15 protein-coding genes and 1 riboswitch are annotated in these 17501 nt (G+C 71.7%); of the genes, 5 read left to right on the forward strand and 10 right to left on the reverse strand.

What is annotated here, in order from left to right; all coding sequences use genetic code 11:
- The first annotated feature begins 110 nt into the window (after positions 1-110).
- The 3 genes from KS03_RS07545 (at position 111) to KS03_RS07555 (ending at position 5177) form a co-directional block, all read left to right on the forward strand.
- Positions 111-2726, forward strand: coding sequence for a circularly permuted type 2 ATP-grasp protein (locus tag KS03_RS07545; protein WP_035984398.1), 2616 nt, complete (start codon positions 111-113; stop codon positions 2724-2726).
- Entirely contained in the window at positions 2717-3901 is a 1185-nt protein-coding gene (locus KS03_RS07550) for a transglutaminase family protein (RefSeq protein ID WP_015877413.1), read from the forward strand. Before KS03_RS07545 ends, KS03_RS07550 begins: the two co-directional genes overlap by 10 nt.
- 394 nt (positions 3902-4295) lie before the next feature.
- Positions 4296-5177, forward strand: coding sequence for a PhzF family phenazine biosynthesis protein (locus tag KS03_RS07555; protein WP_015877411.1), 882 nt, complete (start codon positions 4296-4298; stop codon positions 5175-5177).
- 93 nt (positions 5178-5270) lie between these two features.
- On the opposite strand, the gene KS03_RS07560 is transcribed toward KS03_RS07555, so the two are convergent.
- The 3 genes from KS03_RS07560 to KS03_RS07570 form a co-directional block, all read right to left on the reverse strand.
- Positions 5271-5642, reverse strand: a complete 372-nt coding sequence (locus KS03_RS07560; protein ID WP_035980123.1) for a hypothetical protein — start codon at positions 5640-5642, stop codon at positions 5271-5273.
- Between the two features lie 43 nt (positions 5643-5685).
- A riboswitch (SAM-I-IV-variant riboswitch) is annotated at positions 5686-5794 on the reverse strand.
- A gap of 50 nt (positions 5795-5844) precedes the next feature.
- Complete coding sequence (locus tag KS03_RS07565; protein WP_015877409.1) at positions 5845-7020, reverse strand: DNA topoisomerase IB; 1176 nt, start codon at positions 7018-7020, stop codon at positions 5845-5847.
- Complete coding sequence (locus tag KS03_RS07570; protein ID WP_015877408.1) at positions 7020-7610, reverse strand: type 1 glutamine amidotransferase domain-containing protein; 591 nt, start codon at positions 7608-7610, stop codon at positions 7020-7022. The genes KS03_RS07565 and KS03_RS07570 overlap by 1 nt, the downstream gene beginning before the upstream one ends.
- 292 nt (positions 7611-7902) lie before the next feature.
- On the opposite strand from KS03_RS07570, the gene KS03_RS07575 reads away from it, so the two are divergent.
- Positions 7903-8418: a BON domain-containing protein gene (locus tag KS03_RS07575; RefSeq protein WP_230674385.1), complete on the forward strand. Its 516-nt coding sequence runs from the start codon at positions 7903-7905 to the stop codon at positions 8416-8418.
- A 112-nt stretch (positions 8419-8530) separates the two neighbouring features.
- Here KS03_RS07575 and trhA read toward each other — a convergent pair whose 3' ends face one another.
- A complete protein-coding gene (trhA, locus tag KS03_RS07580; RefSeq protein WP_015877406.1) occupies positions 8531-9151 on the reverse strand; it encodes a PAQR family membrane homeostasis protein TrhA in 621 nt (206 codons plus the stop codon).
- 114 nt (positions 9152-9265) lie between these two features.
- The gene (gene pip / locus KS03_RS07585; protein WP_015877405.1) at positions 9266-10201 is read right to left on the reverse strand and encodes a prolyl aminopeptidase; all 936 of its coding nucleotides are present in this window, start codon (positions 10199-10201) and stop codon (positions 9266-9268) included.
- Between the two features lie 374 nt (positions 10202-10575).
- Between pip and KS03_RS07590 the strand changes: the two genes are divergently transcribed.
- Positions 10576-11331, forward strand: a complete 756-nt coding sequence (locus KS03_RS07590) for a hypothetical protein (RefSeq protein ID WP_015877404.1) — start codon at positions 10576-10578, stop codon at positions 11329-11331.
- Between the two features lie 175 nt (positions 11332-11506).
- On the opposite strand, the gene KS03_RS07595 is transcribed toward KS03_RS07590, so the two are convergent.
- The 5 genes from KS03_RS07595 to KS03_RS07615 all read right to left on the reverse strand — a co-directional run bounded on the left by KS03_RS07595 (position 11507) and on the right by KS03_RS07615 (position 17485).
- The gene (locus KS03_RS07595; protein WP_015877403.1) at positions 11507-12577 is read right to left on the reverse strand and encodes an FUSC family protein; all 1071 of its coding nucleotides are present in this window, start codon (positions 12575-12577) and stop codon (positions 11507-11509) included.
- 243 nt (positions 12578-12820) lie between these two features.
- Positions 12821-13888 carry a 2-aminoethylphosphonate aminotransferase gene (locus KS03_RS07600; protein WP_015877402.1) on the reverse strand — a complete coding sequence of 356 codons (1068 nt, stop codon included), beginning with the start codon at positions 13886-13888 and terminating at the stop codon, positions 12821-12823.
- The gene (aepY, locus tag KS03_RS07605; RefSeq protein ID WP_015877401.1) at positions 13888-15039 is read right to left on the reverse strand and encodes a phosphonopyruvate decarboxylase; all 1152 of its coding nucleotides are present in this window, start codon (positions 15037-15039) and stop codon (positions 13888-13890) included. The genes KS03_RS07600 and aepY overlap by 1 nt, the downstream gene beginning before the upstream one ends.
- A complete protein-coding gene (gene aepX, locus KS03_RS07610) occupies positions 15036-16721 on the reverse strand; it encodes a phosphoenolpyruvate mutase (protein ID WP_015877400.1) in 1686 nt (561 codons plus the stop codon). The genes aepY and aepX overlap by 4 nt, the downstream gene beginning before the upstream one ends.
- Positions 16718-17485, reverse strand: coding sequence for a phosphocholine cytidylyltransferase family protein (locus KS03_RS07615; protein WP_015877399.1), 768 nt, complete (start codon positions 17483-17485; stop codon positions 16718-16720). The genes aepX and KS03_RS07615 overlap by 4 nt, the downstream gene beginning before the upstream one ends.
- Positions 17486-17501: the final 16 nt, after the last annotated feature.

Consider the following 17501-nt stretch of genomic DNA (forward strand, 5'->3'; position numbering starts at 1 on the left):
GGCGGCGCGCGTCGCGGCCCCGGAGGCCGCGGCCGCGCCGGCATGCCGCCCGAGACTGACGAAACGACATCGTGCATCCCCACATTACCGACGATCTGGCCGCCGCCGCCATGCATACGCTGTTCGACACCGGATCGATACAGGACGCAGCCGAGCTCGGCGCAGCGCTCGCCGCCCCGGCGGTGACGGGCCGCTACGACGAGCTGCGCGGCGGCGCTGCCGCGTTGCAGACGGCCGCGCTCGCGCCTGTCTGGCGCGAATTCTTCACGCAGCTCGGCAGCGTCGGCTTCGCCGACCTGGACCGCCGCGCCGAGGCGCTCGAGCGGCGCATGCGCGAGAACGGCCTGGCCTACCAGCTGCACGATCAGCACACGGCCGGCGCCGCCGCGCGGCCCTGGTCGCTCGACCTGCTGCCGATGATCGTCGCGCCGGCCGACTGGGCCGTCATCGAGCGCGGCGTGCTGCAGCGCGTCAGGCTCGCCAACGCGATCCTTGCCGACATCTACGGCGCGCAGACCATCCTGAAGGCGGGGCTGCTGCCGCCCGCGCTCGTCACCGGCCATCCCGGCTATCTGCGGCCGATGTGCGGCGCGGCGATTCCCGGCGGCACCTGGCTGCATCTGGCCGCCTTCGACCTGATGCGCACGCCCGACGGCCAGTGGCGGCTCGCCGCGCAGCACACGCAGGGGCCGACCGGGCTCGGCTACCTGCTGGAGAACCGGCTGATCGTCTCGCGGCTGTTCCCGCGCGCGTTCCGCGGGCTGCGCGTGCAGCGGCTCGCGGCCAGCTATCGCGCGCTGCTGCGCAGCATGCAGGACCTGAGCCCGGCCGGAAAGAACTCGCGGATCGTGCTGCTGACCCCGGGCCGCCACGCGCCCACCTATTTCGAGCACGCCTACCTGGCCCGCTATCTCGGGCTCACGCTGGTCGAGGGCGGCGACCTGACCGCGCGTGACAACCATGTCTATCTGAAAACGCTGAGCGGGCTGGAGCCGGTGCACGGCATCCTGCGCCGCGTCGACGACGAGTGGCTCGATCCGCTCGAGCTGCGCCCCGAATCGATGCTCGGCGTGCCGGGCCTGCTGCAGGCGGTGCGTGCCGGCAACGTGCTGATCGCCAACGCGCCGGGCTCGGCGTTCCTCGAATCGCCGGGCGTGCTCGGCTTCATGCCGAAGCTGGCCGAGCGCATCCTCGGCGAGACCCTGGCGCTGCCGGCGCTGCCGACCTGGTGGTGCGGCGAGGCGGCGGCCTGCGCCGAGGCGCTGCCGCAGCTCGCGCGCGCCATCATCAAGCCGGCCTACCCGCCGGGCGCGCAGGCGGGCGGGCGTTTCGATCCGGTGATCGGCGCGCGGCTCACCGCGCAGCAGCTCGCCGACTGGCGCGCGCGGATCGCCGCGCATCCGGCGCACTACGTGATCCAGTCGGACCTGCCCCCGTCGCAGGCGCCGACCTGGCCGAGCGCGAGCGGCGCGCGGTCCTACCAGGGCGGCGCGCGGATCGTGCCGAAGCCGCTGCTGCTGCGCGTGTTCGCGCTGGCCGACGGCGCGGGCTCGTGGCGCGTGCTGCCGGGCGGCCTGTCGCGCGTGGGCACGCGCGACGAGCTGCTCAACGCGCCGATGCCGCGCGGCGGCAGCAGCGTCGACACCTGGGTGATCACCGAGGGCGCGATCGATCCGACCACGCTGCTGCAGACGCATCTCGGCCCCGACGACCTGATCGCGCGGCCGCGCACCATTTCGAGCCGTGCCGCCGAGAACCTGTTCTGGCTCGGCCGCTACACCGAGCGTGCGGCGAATCTCACGCGCCTCGCGCGCGCCGCGTTCGAGCGGCTGCGCGGCGAGGACGATCTCGACAGCCCCGCGCATCTCGAACTGCTCGACGCGCTGTGCCGCGAGCACGGCCTGATTCCGTCCGGGACGCGCTCGGCCGCCACCTCGCCGCGCGAGTTCCAGCAGACGCTGGCGCGTGCGCTGTCGCGGCGCGCCGACCCGGGCTCCGGCATCGCCGCCTGCGTGTTCGGCATGCGCGGGGCCGCCGCCGCGATCCGCGAGCGCCTTTCGCGCGACCAGTGGCGGCTGATCGACGACGCGACGCAATTGTTCGGCGAAGGCGCCGGCCCCGAGGAGGAGCCCGAGGAGCAGCTCGGCAACGCCGCGCTGCAGTTGCTCGACCGCCTGAACCTGCTGCTCTCGGCGATCACCGGTGCGCAGACCGACAACATGACGCGCGACGACGGCTGGCGCCTGCTGTCGATCGGGCGCCAGATCGACCGGATCGATTTTTTGTCGGGCGTGCTGCGCTTTGCCTTCGAGGACGGCGCGGTGACCAAGCAGGACGGCTTCGAGCTCGTGCTGGAGCTGTTCGACAGCACCATCACGTTCCGCTCGCAGTTCCAGCGCTGCTTCGATGTCGCGCCGCTCATCTCGCTGGTGGTGCTCGACGGCGACAACCCGCGCTCGCTCGCCTGGGTCGTGCAGAAGATGCAGGGCCGGCTGACCAAGGTCGAGCACGGCGAGGGATACGCGCTGTCGGAACTGTCGCAGACGCTGCCGGTGCTCGGCCAATGGTCGCTGCACGCGCTTTGCGAAACCGACGGCGACGGCCGCCACGCGGCGCTGCTCGAGCATCTGCAGACGCTTGGCCGGGCCGCCTGGGATCTGTCGAATCGGATCGGCGAACGTTATTTCAGTCATGTGCGGGAAGCGGGCAGGTCGTTATGGGGATGAGCGCGAACGGCGCGGACGGGGCCCGGCAGGGCCAGCGCGAGGGTCCGGACGGCGCGGAGCAGCGGGAGCGCGGGGCGGGGGCGTCGCCGGCCGCCGCGCGCCGGCCCGATGCGGTCGCGGGCGGCCCGGGGCGGCCGGCGGCCGGCGCCGCGGCAGCTTCGGCGGCAGCTTCGGCGGCAAGTTCGGCGGCGGGCGCGCCATCGGCCGCCTCGGCGGCGGAGCCGCGCACGCTGCGCGTCACTCACGACACGCACTATCGCTACGCGGCGCGCGTCGAATCGGCCCAGCATCAGGCGCGGCTCAGGCCGCTCGACCTGCCGCGCCAGCAGCTGCTCGATTTCGCGATCGAGATCGAGCCGCGTCCGGAGGGCGTGAGCGCCGAGATCGACGCGTTCGGCAACCAGCGCACCTCGTTCGCGCTGAACCAGCCGCACGAGGAGCTGTTCGTGCGCAGCCGCAGCCTGGTGCGCGTGAGCCCGCCGGCGCTGACGGCCGGCAAGCGCGGCGAGCCGCCGCCCGCCATCGCGAGCCCGGCACCCGGCACCGCGAGCGCCTGGGAGACGGTGCGCGAGACGCTGACGTTTCGCGCCGGACAAGCCTACGAAGCCGCCAGCGAGTTCGTGTTTCCGTCCACCCAGGTGGCCTGCCACGCCGATCTGGCCGCCTACGCGGCGCGCAGCTTCACGCCGGGGCGGCCGCTCGCGCAGGCCGCTTGGGACCTGATGCGGCGCATCCACGCCGAGTTCGCCTACCTGCCGAACAGCACCGACGTCGACACCACGGCGCTCGACGCGCTCGCGCTGCGGCGCGGCGTCTGCCAGGACTTCGCGCACGTGATGATCGGCGCGATGCGCTCGCTCGGGCTCGCCGCGCGCTACGTCAGCGGCTATCTGCTGACCCAGCCGCCGCCGGGCCAGCCACGCCTGATCGGCGCCGACGCCTCGCATGCCTGGGTCGAGGTGTACGACCCGGCGTGGCCCGAGGACGGCGGCTGGCTGCAGCTCGATCCGACCAACGATCGCGCGCCCGGCAACGACTACGTGATGCTGTCGGTCGGCCGCGATTACGCCGACGTCACGCCCTTGCGCGGCGTGATCCGCGGCGGCGGCGCCGATCAGGTGCTGGCGGTGGGCGTCACGGTCGAGCCGCTCGACGAATCGCCCGCGGCCGGCTGAGCGCCGGCGTGGCCGTCTCTCGTTGGCACCGGCATGGCGAAGGCGCGACGCGTCGCGCGCGAGCCCACGGCGAAGGCACGGCTCGCCGTTCCGGCGCGCGGCTGCCGCGGCCCGAGCGCGCGTTTTGCCGAGCGTGCCGCGTGGTGCGATACTGGCGCCTGCCGGAGCCCGCGGTCGGTTTGGAAGGCGCGCCCGGCGTGCGATCCGATCGAGGAAAGCCTGCCGTGCCGCCTCGCTCGCGCAGTGCTGCCACCCGCTGCGCCGCCGTGCGGGCCGGCTCGCGCCCGCGCGGCAGATCCGGACGTATCACGAGCGCGCCGCGTCATGGCGCGCGCTCCCGGTCGCGTCGTCGCTGCTGGCCGGGCAGCATCACAGGCACAGGAGTCATAGGCGCATGAACAGGCATGGGGCGGGAGTCCAGGCATTCACGGTGAACGGCGAGCGCGGCAATGCCGCCTTCGTGTTCGCCACGCAGGCACACGAGCGCGTCGACATCGATGCCTGCATCGCACTATCGGCGCAGTTGCAAAGCGAGGTGGCGTGGCTGCGGCGCGATGCGGGCGTGCCCGGCCTCGGCCTGCGCTTCTTCACGCCGGGCGGCGAGATCGCGTTCTGCGGCCATGGCGTGCTGGCGTCGGCCGCCTGGCTCGATGCATTCGACGGCGAGCAGGCGAGCCACGTGTTCGAGGTCAGCGGTGCGTTGGTGTCGGTCGAGCGCGATAGCGCGGGGCGCTGGTTCTATCTGCAGGAGGAAGGCGGCTCGGAGCCGGTCGATCTGTGGCTGCTCGACGACGCGTTGCGTGCGCTCGGCCTGACTCACACCGACGCGTTGCGCACCGGCGGCGCGAAGCTCGCGCGTACCGTGGGCGCGCCGCGCGAGAAGCTGCTGCTCGAATTGCCCGACCCGCTGCTGCTGGGCCGGATCGAGCTCGATCCGGCGCGTCGCGACGCGCTGTGCGAGCGGCTCGGGACGACCGGCATCTATGCGTTCGCCGTGAAAGACCGTGAGCAGCCGCGCCTGGCCGCGCGGCATTTCGCGATCCGGGTCGGCACCCAGGAGGACATGGCCACCGGCAGCGTCGCGCCGACCGTGGTGCGCCATGCGGGGCTGTCGGGCGAGAGCGGCGACGTCGTCATCGACCAGGGCGGCCCCGGGTGCAACAACGCGCGGCTGTTCGTGTCCGCCGCGATGTTCGGCACCGCGCGGCGCGTGGCCGGGGAATGCGTGATCGGACCGCAGGCGCCGCTGGTCGGCATCGTCAGCACGGCGCCCTGAGGCGGCGCGCGGCACGCCGCGCCGCCCCCCCGGTGGCGGCGCGAAGGCGGTGCGCGCCGGAGCGTGCGCGCAATCCGCGAATCCCGTTGGCCGTTATTCGACCGTGCAGCGTGCCGGCGCCGCCGGCGCCGGCAGCTCGTCGGCGGCGGCGCGCACGAAATGATGTTCGAGGCGAATCCGCAGCACGCCGTCGAGCTCCAGCAACTGTTCGCGCAGCGCCCGGGCGCGCCGTTCGCCGATGCCTTCCAGCACGATCCGATGGGCGTCGACGTGCCGGCAGCGCACCACCACGATGTCGCCGACCTGCGCATCCTGATCGCGCAGATGGCCCCGCACGCGCGCGGTGACCTGCCGGTCGGCCAGGCAGACGAGATGGAGAACGTGGGTGAGCCTGACACCCGGCAGATAGAACGACGAATCCGCGATGAGCTCCGCGACGGGTTGCGAGCAGGGCGTCTGATGCATGAGGGCTCCGGGGGTAAGAGGTGTTCGAACCGGTGCCAGCCATGCCGTCCCGTTTCGTTGCCGACTATCGGCCGCATCGCCTGATGGCTTCCACCTTGCCCGGGGAGGCAGGTTGGCGTCGGAAAACGGACTCCCGACTCTTGATGCATGCGACATGATAGGAAAAAACCGCGCGCCTGCCAACTGGGCCAGGCGGCGGCTTTCAGCCTTGCAAGGCGGCCGGCACGGCGCGCGAGGCAGGCGCCGTGGCCCGGGCGCCGCGCGGCGCCCGGCGCGCCGTGGCGCCCGCCTTCGCGCGGCGCGCCGTCTGCAGCAGCAGCGCGGCGAACCGCGCTTCGTCGCTGCGCAGGCCGCGCGGCACCGGGCACGGGCCGAGCAGGCAGAGTTCGCCGGCCTCGAAGCTGTCGAGCACCACCGGATGGATATAGCAGCGCCGGCAGACGGCCGGCGTGTTGCGCAGCAGCGTCGCCACCGCGCGCACCGTCTCGACGATCTGCTTGCGCGCGCTGCTGGCGTCGCGCCACGCCAGGCGCCGCAGCGCCGTCAGCGCGAGCACGCTGCCGGCCCAGGTCCGGTAGTCCTTGGCGGTGAAATCGGCGCCGCTCGCCTCGCGCAGGTAATCGTTGATGTCGGCCGAGCCGACCGCGTGGCGCGTGCCGTCGTCGTCGACGTACTGGAACAGGTCGTGGCCGGGCAGCTCGGCGCAGCGCAGCAGGATGCGCTTCACGCGCGGGTCTTCGATGTTGACGTCGTGCTCGATGCCGCTCTTGCCGGTGAAGCAGAGCCGCATGCTGGAGGCGCGCACTTTCAGATGGCGCTTGCGCAGCGTGGTGAGGCCATACGAGTCGTTGTCGCGCGCGTATTCGGGGCTGCCGATCCGCACCAGCGTGGTGTCGAGCAGGCGCACCACGGTGGCCGTGACCTTGTCGCGCGACATGCCCGGCTTCGCGAGATCGCGCGTGACGCGTGCGCGGATTTTCGATAGCGCGCGGCCGAACGCGGCCATCCGGGCGTACTTGTTCGCGTCGCGGATCTCGCGCCACTGCGGGTGATAGCGATACTGCTTGCGACCGCGCGCGTCGCGCCCGGTGGCCTGCAGGTGGCCGCGCGGGTCGGGGCAGATCCAGACGTCGGTATAGGCGGGCGGGATCGCCAGCGCGTTGATGCGCGCGATCTCGGCGGCATCGCGGATCCGCGCGCCGTCGCGGTCGTAGTAGGCGAAGCCGGCGCGGGTGCGCCGCCGTGTGTAGCCGGGGCGCCGGTCGTCGACGTGCCGCAGCGCGGCACCGGCCGCCACCGCGGGCGTCGGCGCAGCCCGCGGCGCGCGCGGTCCGCGCGGCGCGCGCGCGCCCGGCTTCTTGCGCCGCCGCGTGGCCATCAGGCGTGCTTGTCCGCGCTGCCGCGCTCGCCGTCCTTGCCGGCCGCGGGCCGTGCGGCGAGGCTCTCGATCAGCGTCGAGACGAATGCATCGAGATCGTCCGGCTTGCGGCTCGTGATCAGGTTGCCGTCCTTCACCACGCGCTCGTCCACCCACTGGCCGCCTGCATTGCGGATGTCGTCCTGCAGGCTGGGCCAGCTCGTCATGCGGCGGCCCTCGACGATGCCGGCCGATACCGGCAGCCAGCCGCCGTGGCAGATCACGGCGATCGGCTTGTCGGCCTGATGTGCCGCGACCACGAATTCGCGCGCGGCCGGGATCATCCGGATCGCGTCGCCGTTCACCACGCCGCCGGGCAGCACGACGGCATCGTAGTCGCCGGCCTTCGCCTGCTCGAAGGTCAAATCCACCCTGGTACGGTCGCCCTTGTCCACGTGCTTGAATCCCTGGATCTCGCCGGGCTTCTGCGAGATCACCTCGACCTTCGCGCCCTCGGCCTGCAGTGCGCGCTGCGGCTCGGTCAGCTCGACCTGCTCGAAGCCGTCTACGGCCAGAATCGCGATCCTGCAATCGTTCAGCTTGCCACTCATGGAAACCTCCTTCGTCGATGGGGCGGCATCGGTCGTGCCGGGATGACGAGAACACCAGCAAGCGCCGTGCCGCGCGGGCCGGCCGCCGCCGCGCGCCCGAGCGCCGTGGCCGCGAGGCCGCCTGGCGCGGTAGTTTTTTCAAGCGGCTGTCATTTGTGGCGCAAACGGCGCGGCCACGCGCGCTGACGGGCGGTGCCGCGCGGCGCGGCACGCGCGATGCTGCTGCCGCGGAGGGTCCGGATGGTCCGGACCGCCGCTTACGGTGCTGACCGACATGGAGCCGACCAACCTCATGAAACCCTTGCTGAATATCGCGGCGGCGGCCGCCTGCGGCGCGGCCGCGATGTACTTTCTCGATCCGAAGGCGGGCCGCCGGCGCCGCGCCTACGTGCGCGACAAGGCGGTGGAGGCCCGCCACGGCGTGAGCGAATACGCGAGCGCGGGGGCCAGGCGGGTGGCCGAGCAGGCCCGCGGCGTGGCCGCCGACCTGCGGGCCGAATGGCGCAACGCGGGCCGCGGGCCGGGCCATGAAGGCGGTGACGCGAACGCGCTCGACGACGCACGAATCGTCGAGCGGATCCGTGCCGCGCTCGCACTGATGGCCAGCCATCCGCGCGACATCGAGGTGGGCGTCGAGCATGGCCGGGCGTGGCTGGCCGGCCGCATCGCCGACGACGAGCGCCGCCTCGTGCTCGATGGCGTCGCCGACGTCAACGGCGTGCGCTCGGTGGAGGATCGTTTCGAGCGGCGCGAGCCGGCTGCCGGCGACGACTTGCTGCCGGGCGGCGGCATCGGCTCGGCGCCGTGACCGGCAGGGCCGGCCGGCGCCGTCGCGTATCGGCCGGCGCGGCGGCCGGGGCCGGGCGCCGCCCTCACCACGGATGCGCCGCCGCTGCCCTGGCGGCGCATCCTGCCGTGATTCAGATGACGTAGCAGGCGATGCCGACGAACTGGCACAGGCTGCCGCCGAGCACGAACAGATGCCAGATGCCGTGCCCGTGGCGGATCCGTTCGTCGTTGACGAAGAAGTAGATGCCGGCGCTGTAGATGATGCCGCCCGCCACGACCCATGCCGTGCCGCCGAGCGGCAGCGCCGCCAGCAGCGGCCGGGCCGCGACGAGGGCGAGCCAGCCCATCAGCACGTACAGCACCATCGAGACGGTCCGCGTGCGGCGCCCGAGCGTGAGCTCCTGAACGATGCCGAACACCGCCAGCCCCCAGATCACGCCGAACAGCGACCAGCCCCACGGGCCGCGCAGCGTGATCAGCGTAAACGGCGTGTAGCTGCCGGCGATCAGCAGGTAGATCGCCGAATGATCGCACTTCTGCAGGATCGCCTTCAGGCGCGGCCGATGCACGCTGTGATAGAGCGTGGAGACCGCGTAGAGCACCAGCAGCGCGGCGCCGTAGATGGCGGCGCTGACCACCTTGTAGGCATCGCCCGCGAGCGCGCCCAGCGTGACGAGCGTTGCGAGCCCCGCCACCGACATCAGCGCGCCGACCAGATGCGTGATGCTATTGAAACGTTCACCGACCACCACGACTCGAACCTCTTTGTTGCCTGACAGTTGTTGAAAAATCGCCGGCGGCCCGGCGCCAGGCCGGGGCCGGCGCAGCTGCCGCGGCGCTTGGCGGGCGCGCCGCGCCGGGCTCGCTCACGTCGCCGCGAAGCGGTCCGTGGCCGCCAGCAACGCGCGCAGGATGCCGGGCTCGTCGAACGCGTGGCCGGCATCGGCGACGATTTCGAGGCTCGCGCCCGGCCAGGCCTTGGCGAGATCCCATGCGCTCCTGGCCGGCGTCGCGACGTCATAGCGGCCCTGCACGATCACGCCGGGGATCGACGCGAGCCGGTGGGCATCGCGCAGCAGCTGTCCTTCCTCGATGAAACCACGATTGACGAAATAGTGGTTTTCGATCCGCGCGAACGCCAGCGCGTAGTGGGCCTCGCCGTACTGGGCGGCCAGCTGCGGGTTCGGCAGCAGGGTGATGGTGCGGCTTTCCCAAACGCTCCAGGCGATCGCGGCCTCGAGTTTCGCCGCCTCGTCGTCGCCCGTCAGGCGGCGGTGGTAGGCGCTGATCAGGTCGCCGCGCTCGGCTTGCGGGATCGGCGCGAGAAACGACTCCCACAGGTCCGGAAACAGCCACGAGGCGCCTTCCTGGTAATACCAGAGCAGCTCGGCATGCCGTAGCGTGAAGATACCGCGCACGACCAGCTCGCTGACGCGCGCCGGATGCGTTTCGGCATAGGCGAGCGCGAGGGCGCTGCCCCACGATCCGCCGAACACGAGCCAGCGCTCGGCTCCCACCATGTTGCGCAGCCGCTCGATATCATCGACCAGATGCCAGGTGGTATTGTTCCGCAGGCTCGCGTGCGGCGTTGATCTACCGCAGCCGCGCTGGTCGAACAGCAGGACGTCGTAGCGCGCCGGGTCGAACAACTGCCGATGGCGCGGCGCGCAACCCGCCCCGGGGCCGCCGTGCAGGAACACCGCCGGCTTCGCGCCGGGCGTGCCGCAGCGCTCCCAGTAGAGGCGGTGGCCGTCGCCGGTATCGAGATGGCCGTGGGCGTAGGGTTCGAGAGGTGGATACATGCTGCGAACTCCGCAGGGAGGGCCGGTTACGAGGACGAGGGCGACGCGGCTGCCGTGCCGGCAGGCCGCCCGGGTGCCGCGGCGGAATCATCGCTGCGCGCACCACGCCGGCTCGCCGTGATGGCGTGCCGGGCGTCCCCACATTATGCCGAAGCGCGCGCGGTGGTGGCCGGCCCGTTGCAACGGACCTTACAGATGCTTACCCGAAGCCATGCACGGGCACGGGCGAGCGTTGCTTATACTGGTGTGATCGCCATGCGGTTTGGCGCTGGCCCGGCGGTCGCTGTTGGTGGTCTTGCCGTGTTTCCGCTGCCTCTCGGCCTGGCCGCTCAGCCTTGCTTACCGCGCCCATTCCTCCGCTTCCCGCCACGACGATGCCCACGCCCATCCCCGCCCGTTTCCTGTTTCGCCTGGTGCTTGCCCGGGCCGTCCGGTTGGTTCCGCTGGCCGCCGGCGTCGCGCTGCCGATCACGGCCTGCCTGGCGGCCGGCCCGTATGGACAGGCGGGAGACGGCATGGCGCCGTGGTATGCGCAACCGGGCGCGCAGCCGGCCTATCCGTCGATGTCGGGCCCGCCGGCGAACGCGGTGCCTGGCTACGGCGGCGGCGGAGCGTGGCCGGCTGGCGGCCAGATCGGCTACGGGCCGCAGCAGCCCGACGACGAGGCGGCGCCGCCCGAGGCGGGCGGGCAGCCGGCATATCAAGGGCAGCCGGTATATCAAGGGCGGCGGGGATATCCAGGTCTGCCGGGCTATCGACACCAACCCGGCTCGCCGGGCCGGCCCATCTATCTCAACCCGTCCGAGGACAACGACAGCCCATATCCGCCGCCAGGCAACGGCCAGCCGCAGCCCGGCTATGGCCAGCCCGCGCCCTATGCGCCCCAGTTCGGCATGGTTCTCGGCGTTCGTCCGATCGGCGGCCCGACGAGGCCGGCGGGCGTGCTGGGAACGATGCTCGGCGAGCCCGACGACCCGGCCGGTCAGCCATTGAGCGCGCTCGCCCGTTATCGCCTCGACCTGAGGCTCGACGATGGCGCGCTGCGCTCGTTCGACTTGCTGGATGCCGACGACTGGCGGCCGGGAGACCGCGTGCGGATCGACGCGGGCAACCGCCTCTCGCACGACTGATGCCGAGTGCGGCCGACGCGGCCGGCCGCGCGTCGCGCCGCGTTCAAGCCCATCGGCCGGCGGCCGCCAGACTTCGAACCGAAGCGCGGGCCGCGTTCGCCGCCGCGCCGCGCGCTCGGGCCAGCGGCCCGGGTTTGGCCGCTGCCTGTCGCGCGGGGCAAGCCACGCGTCGCCGCTAGATGTTCCATTGCGGCGACACGTCCTGCAGCCGCTGCCGCATCAGATCGCATTCGCGCTCGATCTTCTCGTTGATCGACACGTAGCCGGACAGTTGTGCCGGCACCTCGGCATGATGCGGCCCGCTCACCGCCGGCAGCGGCTGCAGCCGCGCGAGCGTGCCGAACTTCAGCGCGCGGCTCGGCCCGATCAGCAGCCCGTGGATGCGGCGGTTCAGGCCGCGCAGCGCGGTCTGCACATAGCGCCGGCCCGTCACGTCGCCGTCGGCCGGCTGCACGCTCGCGAGCATTTCGAGCGAACTGATCACGAGCCGCAGCGAGCGCTGGATCGCGTCGAGCTGCGCCATCGTGATGTCGGTTTCCTTCGACACCCACGGCATCAGCGAGCGCATCTGCACCAGCAGCGCGTTCAGCGCGGCCATCTCCTTCAGGTGCGCGGTGTCGCTGACGGTCTGGTCGCTGACGATGCGTGCGTGGACCATGGCGCAGGCGCGCAGCGCGTCGGCGAGCTTGTAGCGCCACGAATAGGTGGCGTAGAGCGGCAGCGCGAACGAGAACGCCAGCGCGATGCCGATGCCGACTAGCACGTTGACCGCGCGCCAGAGCCCGTCGACGATCTCGTTGTCGCCGTGGCCGGCCACGATCAGGATCGTGATTGCCGAGAGCAGCGCGATGTAGCCGGCCTTGCCGATCGCGTGATAGGCGCAGATCCCGCACAGCACGCTCATCAGCAGATAGGTGACGATCGATACGTGCAGCGTGGATTGCAGCACGATCAGCGCGAGCCCGGCGAGCGCGCCGATGGTGGTGCCGAGCGCGCGTTCGGCGGCCTTCTTGCGGATGTTGCCGTGATGCTGGAGCCCGCCGATCACGATCAGCACCGTGATCGACGACCATTCGCCGTGCGGGATGTCGAGCCCGGTCGACAGTGCGATCGACGCCAGCACGCTGAGCGCGACGCGCGCGGCATGGATCAGCTTCGCATGCCGGTAGCGGCGATAGGGGTCGAGCAGCGGGCGAAACAGCGCGCGCAGCGCGGCGGGCAGGCGGGGCGACGGGGCAGCGGTCATGGCGGGCAGTGGCAGAACGGAGCGCTCGCGCGGCGGCGCTTCGGCGCGGGCCGGCCGCCCAAGCGGCGCGGCCGATACGTTCCGCGATTCTAATGGATCGCCCGTGTGCCGAGAGCCCGGACAAACGCGAGCGCGGCGCACCGCCACGGCGCGAGCCGCGCCGGCCGGCACGAAAAACGGCCGGCGGGCGCTTGCCCGTCGACCGTTTTCGATGGCGGCGCGGTGCGCCGCCGGTGCGCCCGGTCAGCGCGCGAGCGCGCTGAAGCCGTCGAGCAGCCGCTCGATGTCGGCCGGCGTGATGGCGCCCATCGTCGAGACGCGGAACAGCGAGGCCGACAGGCCGCCCTGGCCGGCGTAGATCACGAAGCCGCGCGCCTTCAGGCCGTCGTGCAGCGTCTGGTAGCCGACGCCGGCCGGTAGCGTGTAGGCGCGCAGTACCACCGACGATGCGCCGTCGGGCAGCACCGGCGACATGCCGCGCGCGGCGAGCCCGTCGCGCACCTGGCCGGCGAGCGCGCGATAGCGCGCGTGGCGAGCCTGCCAGCCGCCTTCGTCCTCGAACTCGCGCAGCGCCTCGACGAGCGCGTAATAGGCATGCACCGACGGCGTGAACGGCGTGTTGCGCTGCGCCTGCAGCTTGGCCAGACGCGCCAGATCGAGGTAGTAGGCGCGGCTCGCGGCTCGCGCCAGCGCCGCGCCGCGCACGATCACGAATGCCGCGCCCGGCACGCCGTGCAGGCACTTGTTGGCGGTGGCGGCCACCGCGTCGAGCACCTCGTCGCCGAACTCGATGGCCTCGGCGCCGAAGCTGCTCACGCCGTCCACCAGCAGCCGCGCGCCGTGCTCGCGGCACAGCGCGGCGATCGGGCCGAGCGCGTTCAGGCGCCCGGTGGTGGTCTCGTGATGGATCACGGCGACGTGCGTGATGGCGCGGTCGCCGGCCAGCGCGGCCTCGACGCGGGCCAGATCCGGCGCCTCCATCCATTCGTGCTTCAGCACCTCGTGCGCGATCCGGTACTGCTTCGCGATCTGCGCGATGCGATCGCCGTAGACGCCGTTCTCGATCACCAGCAGCTTGCCGTCCTCGGGCACCAGCGCGGCGATCATGCTTTCGACGGCGGCAGTGCCCGAGCCCGTCATCAGCACCGCCTGCCATTCGGCCGGATCGAGCGCGTAGGCGGCCACCAGCCGCGCGCGCGCCTCGTCCTGGAGGTCGAAGAACTCGCTTTCGCGGTGGCAGAGGTCGGTTTGCAGCAGGCTTTGGCGGACGCGCTCGGTCAGCGTGACCGGGCCGGGATTCAGCAGCAGCATCATTGGGCTCCCGCGCCGATGTGGCGCATCAGACGAGTCTTCACCTCGACCGGGGTGACGCTCGGGCGCGGCAGGCCTTCGGGCACGCCGGTGCGGATCGCCACGCCGGCGAAGCGCACGCCGTCGGCGGGCTCGGCGAACACGGCGTCGAGCACGCCGAGATCGCCGCCCTCGCGCGCGAACGCGTAGCCGCAGGCTGCCGCCACGCCCGCGAACGACACGCACGGCGAGACGGTGGACTGGCCCCCCGTCGATTCGTGCGCACCGTTGTCGAGCAGCACGTGGACCAGATTCTTCGGCCCGTAGGCGCCGAGCGTCGCAAACGCGCCCATGCGCATCAGCGCGGCGCCGTCGCCGTCCACGGCCACCACGGTCAGGTCGGGGCGTGCCAGCGCGAGACCGAGCGCGAGCGGCGTCACGCAGCCCATCGAGCCGACCATGTAGAGCTGGTTGGCGCGATCGTCGAGCGCGTACAGCTCACGTCCGCAAAAACCGGTGGAGGCCAGCACCACGGTCGAATCGAGCGGGGTGCGCGCGATCACGGCGGCCAGCGCGGCGTGGCGCGTCGGCAGCTCGGCCGCGGCGGCGCGCGTCGAGAGCGGCGCTGCCTGCGGGCGCGGCGCGGGCATCGGCGCGTCCTTCAGCGGATATGGCGCGACGCTGCCTTTCTGCATCACCAGCGCGTAGGGGCGGCCGGTCTCGTCCATGTGGCGGATCGCGCGGTCCAGCGCCGGGGCGATCTGCTCGGCCTCGGTCGGGAACTGCTCCCACGGGATCTCCATGGTGTCGAGCATCTGCGGCGTGATCGGCCCCATCAGCGCGTGCTGCGGCTCGTCGTGCTCACCGGGCTTGCCGCGCCAGGTGACGATCAGCAACTGCGGCAGCCGGAACGTCCAGGTCAGCGAGGTGAGCGGGCTGACCGCGTTGCCGAGCCCGGAGTTCTGCATCATCGCGATGCCGCGCTTGCCGCCGAGCGTCGCGCCCGCCACGATGGCGACCGCGTCGCCCTCGTTGGCGGCCGACACGTAGTGCAGCGCCGGGTCCTGCAGCACGTAGTTGATGAACGGCGTCAGGTACGAGCAGGGCACGCCCGCATACCAGTCGAAGCCGCGCTCGCGCGCGGCCTCGACGAACTGTGCCGCCTCGATCATTGCGCGTCCCCGTCGGCCGTGCCGCTCGCGAGCGGCGTCTGGCCGTGCGCGAAGTCGCCTGCGCGGCGGAATTCGTCGAGGTCGTTCACGCCGCGCCAGTGGCCGTGCACGTATTGCACCGCGATCTGCTCGCCGGCCTCCACCAGCGCGTTGAGCAGCGCCGGAATGTCGAGCTGGTCGAAGTCGGGGCGTGACTGCAGCGTCGCGATCGTCGCCTTCAGGCGCTCCACGCCCGCGCCGCGCACGTTCAGGAGGCCGATCCAGCGGCCGTGCGGCGCGCCGTTGCCGGCGTCGCTCGCCACGCGCTGCAGCGTGATCTTCTGGCCGAACAGGCCGCGGTCGTCGGCGGCCGAGCACAGCGCGAAGTCGCGCACGCTCTGGTTCGGCGAATCGGTCAGCGACGAATCCACCACCACCGTGAACTCGGCGTCGCTCTCGGCCAGGTCGCGCAGGATGTAGCTGCGGAACAGCAGGTCGCCGTAGGAAATCACGGTGTCGCCGTTGATCCGGTCGACCGCGCAGGCCAGCGAGGCGAGCTCGCCCGTTTCGGCATGGCGCTCGTTGACCACCAGCTTCACGCCCGACTTGTCGATCGCGTCGGCGCGGTAGCCGCCCACCACCGTGATGTCGTTTACGCCTTCCTTCTTGAAGCCGTCCACCAGCCAGCGCAGCAGCGGCTTGCCGGCGATCGGCAGCATCACCTTCGGCTTGTCCTCGGTGACGGCCTCGAGGCCCGAGCCGCGGCTCGCCGCGAGCACCAGCGCCGAGTTCGACGCGCGCGACGACGACGACAGGTAGAGGCGCTCGGCGGCCGAGTATTCGTCGGCGTCCTGCAGGCGGAAGATCTCGTTGACGGTGGCCACGCGATCCTCGACGTTGACGAGCGTCTCGCTCTCGAAGATCTCGCGCGCGGTGGCCTGCATCGCGGCGGCCGACGAGCGCACCAGGTGGTTGGCCCAGATCACGGTGCTGATGCCGGCCTGGCGGAACACGTCGGTGGGCGTGCTGTAGTACTTGGTCGGCACGATCACGAGCGGCGCGCGGTTGCCCCACTCGCGCGCGAACTGGAGGATCTCGTCCGGGCGCGACAGCTTGCTGTGGATCAGGATCGCGTCGGCGCCGGCGTCGGCGTAGGCATGCGCGCGGCGCAGCGCCTCGTCCATGCCCCAGCCCGCGATCAGCGCCTCGACGCGCGCCACGATCGAGAAGTCCGGATCGTGCTGCGAATCCTTGCCGGCCTTGATCTTGCCCGCGAACTCGTCGATCTCGGCGAGCGGCTGGCGTTCGCCGTCGATGAAGCTGTTGGTCTTCGGGAACTGCTTGTCCTCGATGCAGACGCCGGCGATGCCGCGCTGCTCGAGCTTGCGCACCAGGCGGCGCATGTTGTTGAAGTTGCCGTAGCCGGTGTCGCCGTCGAGCAGGATCGGCAGATCGCTCGCGTCGGCCATGAATTCGAGCACGTCCACCACCTGGGTCCAGCTCGCCTCGTTGTTGTCGCGCACGCCGAGCGCGGCGGAGATCGACAGGCCCGAGCCCCAGATCGCCTTGAAGCCGGCCTCGCGCACGATCTTCGCGGACAGGCCGTTGTGCGCTTCCATCAGGAATTCGAGCTCGTGGCTCGTCAGCATGCGCCGCAGCCGCGCGGCGCGGGATTCGGTGAAATTGGGTTCGCGTGCATTCATCGTGCGGCTCCTACGGTATTGCGCTGAATCAGCGGCAGAACTTCGTCGCGGGCACGCGCGACGTCGTTGGGGAAATCGATTTCGATCCACGGGGCGCCGGTCACGTCGGCGATCTCGAAGGCGCGGCCGCCTTCGAGCAGCAGGTCGCGCACGGCTTCCTCGTGGGGCAGGTTGGCGCGGCCGGAGTCGACGTAGCCGGCGACGATCTCGGCGAGGCGCTTCGCGGTGGCTTCGCTGAAGCGGAAGAAGCCCACCGATTCGCCGATGGTGTCGTACTGCAGGTCCACCGCGAGCTGCTTGCGCAGCTCCACGGGCACGCCGTCCTTCACGCACAGCTTGACGGGCTCGTCGCCGGCCTCGAAGTCGCGGTCGATCAGCAGGCGGTCCACCGCTTGGTCCGGGTTCGCGACCAGCGCCTGCATGATGCTGTCGTCATAGAGCACGTCGGCGTCCATCAGCAGCACGTCGCCGCCGCGCGTGAGCGCGTCGGCCGCGGTATGCACCGTCAGCACGCTGCCGAGGTCGAAACGCGGGTTCAGGACGATCTCGGCACGGCGGCCGAGGCGCGCGAGTTCGGCCTCGACCTTGGCGGACTGGAAGCCGAGCGCGAGCACGATCTCGGTCACGCCGAGCGACTCGAGCAGGCGCAGGTGCCGTTCCAGCAGGCTGACCTCGTCGAAGCGCAGCAGGCACTTCGGGTATTGCGCCTCGGGAGGCAGTTGCAGACGCAGGCCGAGGCCCGCGGCGAGGATGATGGCTCGCATTGAATACTCCACGCAA

This window comes from Burkholderia glumae LMG 2196 = ATCC 33617, from assembly GCF_000960995.1.
In the GTDB taxonomy this organism is placed as follows: domain Bacteria; phylum Pseudomonadota; class Gammaproteobacteria; order Burkholderiales; family Burkholderiaceae; genus Burkholderia; species Burkholderia glumae.

Bases quoted from the DNA above. Each gene is read 5' to 3' on its own strand.
- KS03_RS07545 (WP_035984398.1), top strand. From the start codon at position 111: ATGCATACGCTGTTCGACACCGGATCGATACAGGACGCAGCCGAGCTC.
- KS03_RS07550 (WP_015877413.1), top strand. From the start codon at position 2,717: ATGGGGATGAGCGCGAACGGCGCGGACGGGGCCCGGCAGGGCCAGCGC.
- KS03_RS07555 (WP_015877411.1), top strand. From the start codon at position 4,296: ATGAACAGGCATGGGGCGGGAGTCCAGGCATTCACGGTGAACGGCGAG.
- KS03_RS07560 (WP_035980123.1), bottom strand. From the start codon at position 5,642: ATGCATCAGACGCCCTGCTCGCAACCCGTCGCGGAGCTCATCGCGGAT.
- KS03_RS07565 (WP_015877409.1), bottom strand. From the start codon at position 7,020: ATGGCCACGCGGCGGCGCAAGAAGCCGGGCGCGCGCGCGCCGCGCGGA.
- KS03_RS07570 (WP_015877408.1), bottom strand. From the start codon at position 7,610: ATGAGTGGCAAGCTGAACGATTGCAGGATCGCGATTCTGGCCGTAGAC.
- KS03_RS07575 (WP_230674385.1), top strand. From the start codon at position 7,903: ATGAAACCCTTGCTGAATATCGCGGCGGCGGCCGCCTGCGGCGCGGCC.
- pip (WP_015877405.1), bottom strand. From the start codon at position 10,201: ATGTATCCACCTCTCGAACCCTACGCCCACGGCCATCTCGATACCGGC.
- KS03_RS07590 (WP_015877404.1), top strand. From the start codon at position 10,576: ATGCCCACGCCCATCCCCGCCCGTTTCCTGTTTCGCCTGGTGCTTGCC.
- KS03_RS07595 (WP_015877403.1), bottom strand. From the start codon at position 12,577: ATGACCGCTGCCCCGTCGCCCCGCCTGCCCGCCGCGCTGCGCGCGCTG.
- KS03_RS07600 (WP_015877402.1), bottom strand. From the start codon at position 13,888: ATGCTGCTGCTGAATCCCGGCCCGGTCACGCTGACCGAGCGCGTCCGC.
- aepY (WP_015877401.1), bottom strand. From the start codon at position 15,039: ATGATCGAGGCGGCACAGTTCGTCGAGGCCGCGCGCGAGCGCGGCTTC.
- aepX (WP_015877400.1), bottom strand. From the start codon at position 16,721: ATGAATGCACGCGAACCCAATTTCACCGAATCCCGCGCCGCGCGGCTG.
- KS03_RS07615 (WP_015877399.1), bottom strand. From the start codon at position 17,485: ATGCGAGCCATCATCCTCGCCGCGGGCCTCGGCCTGCGTCTGCAACTG.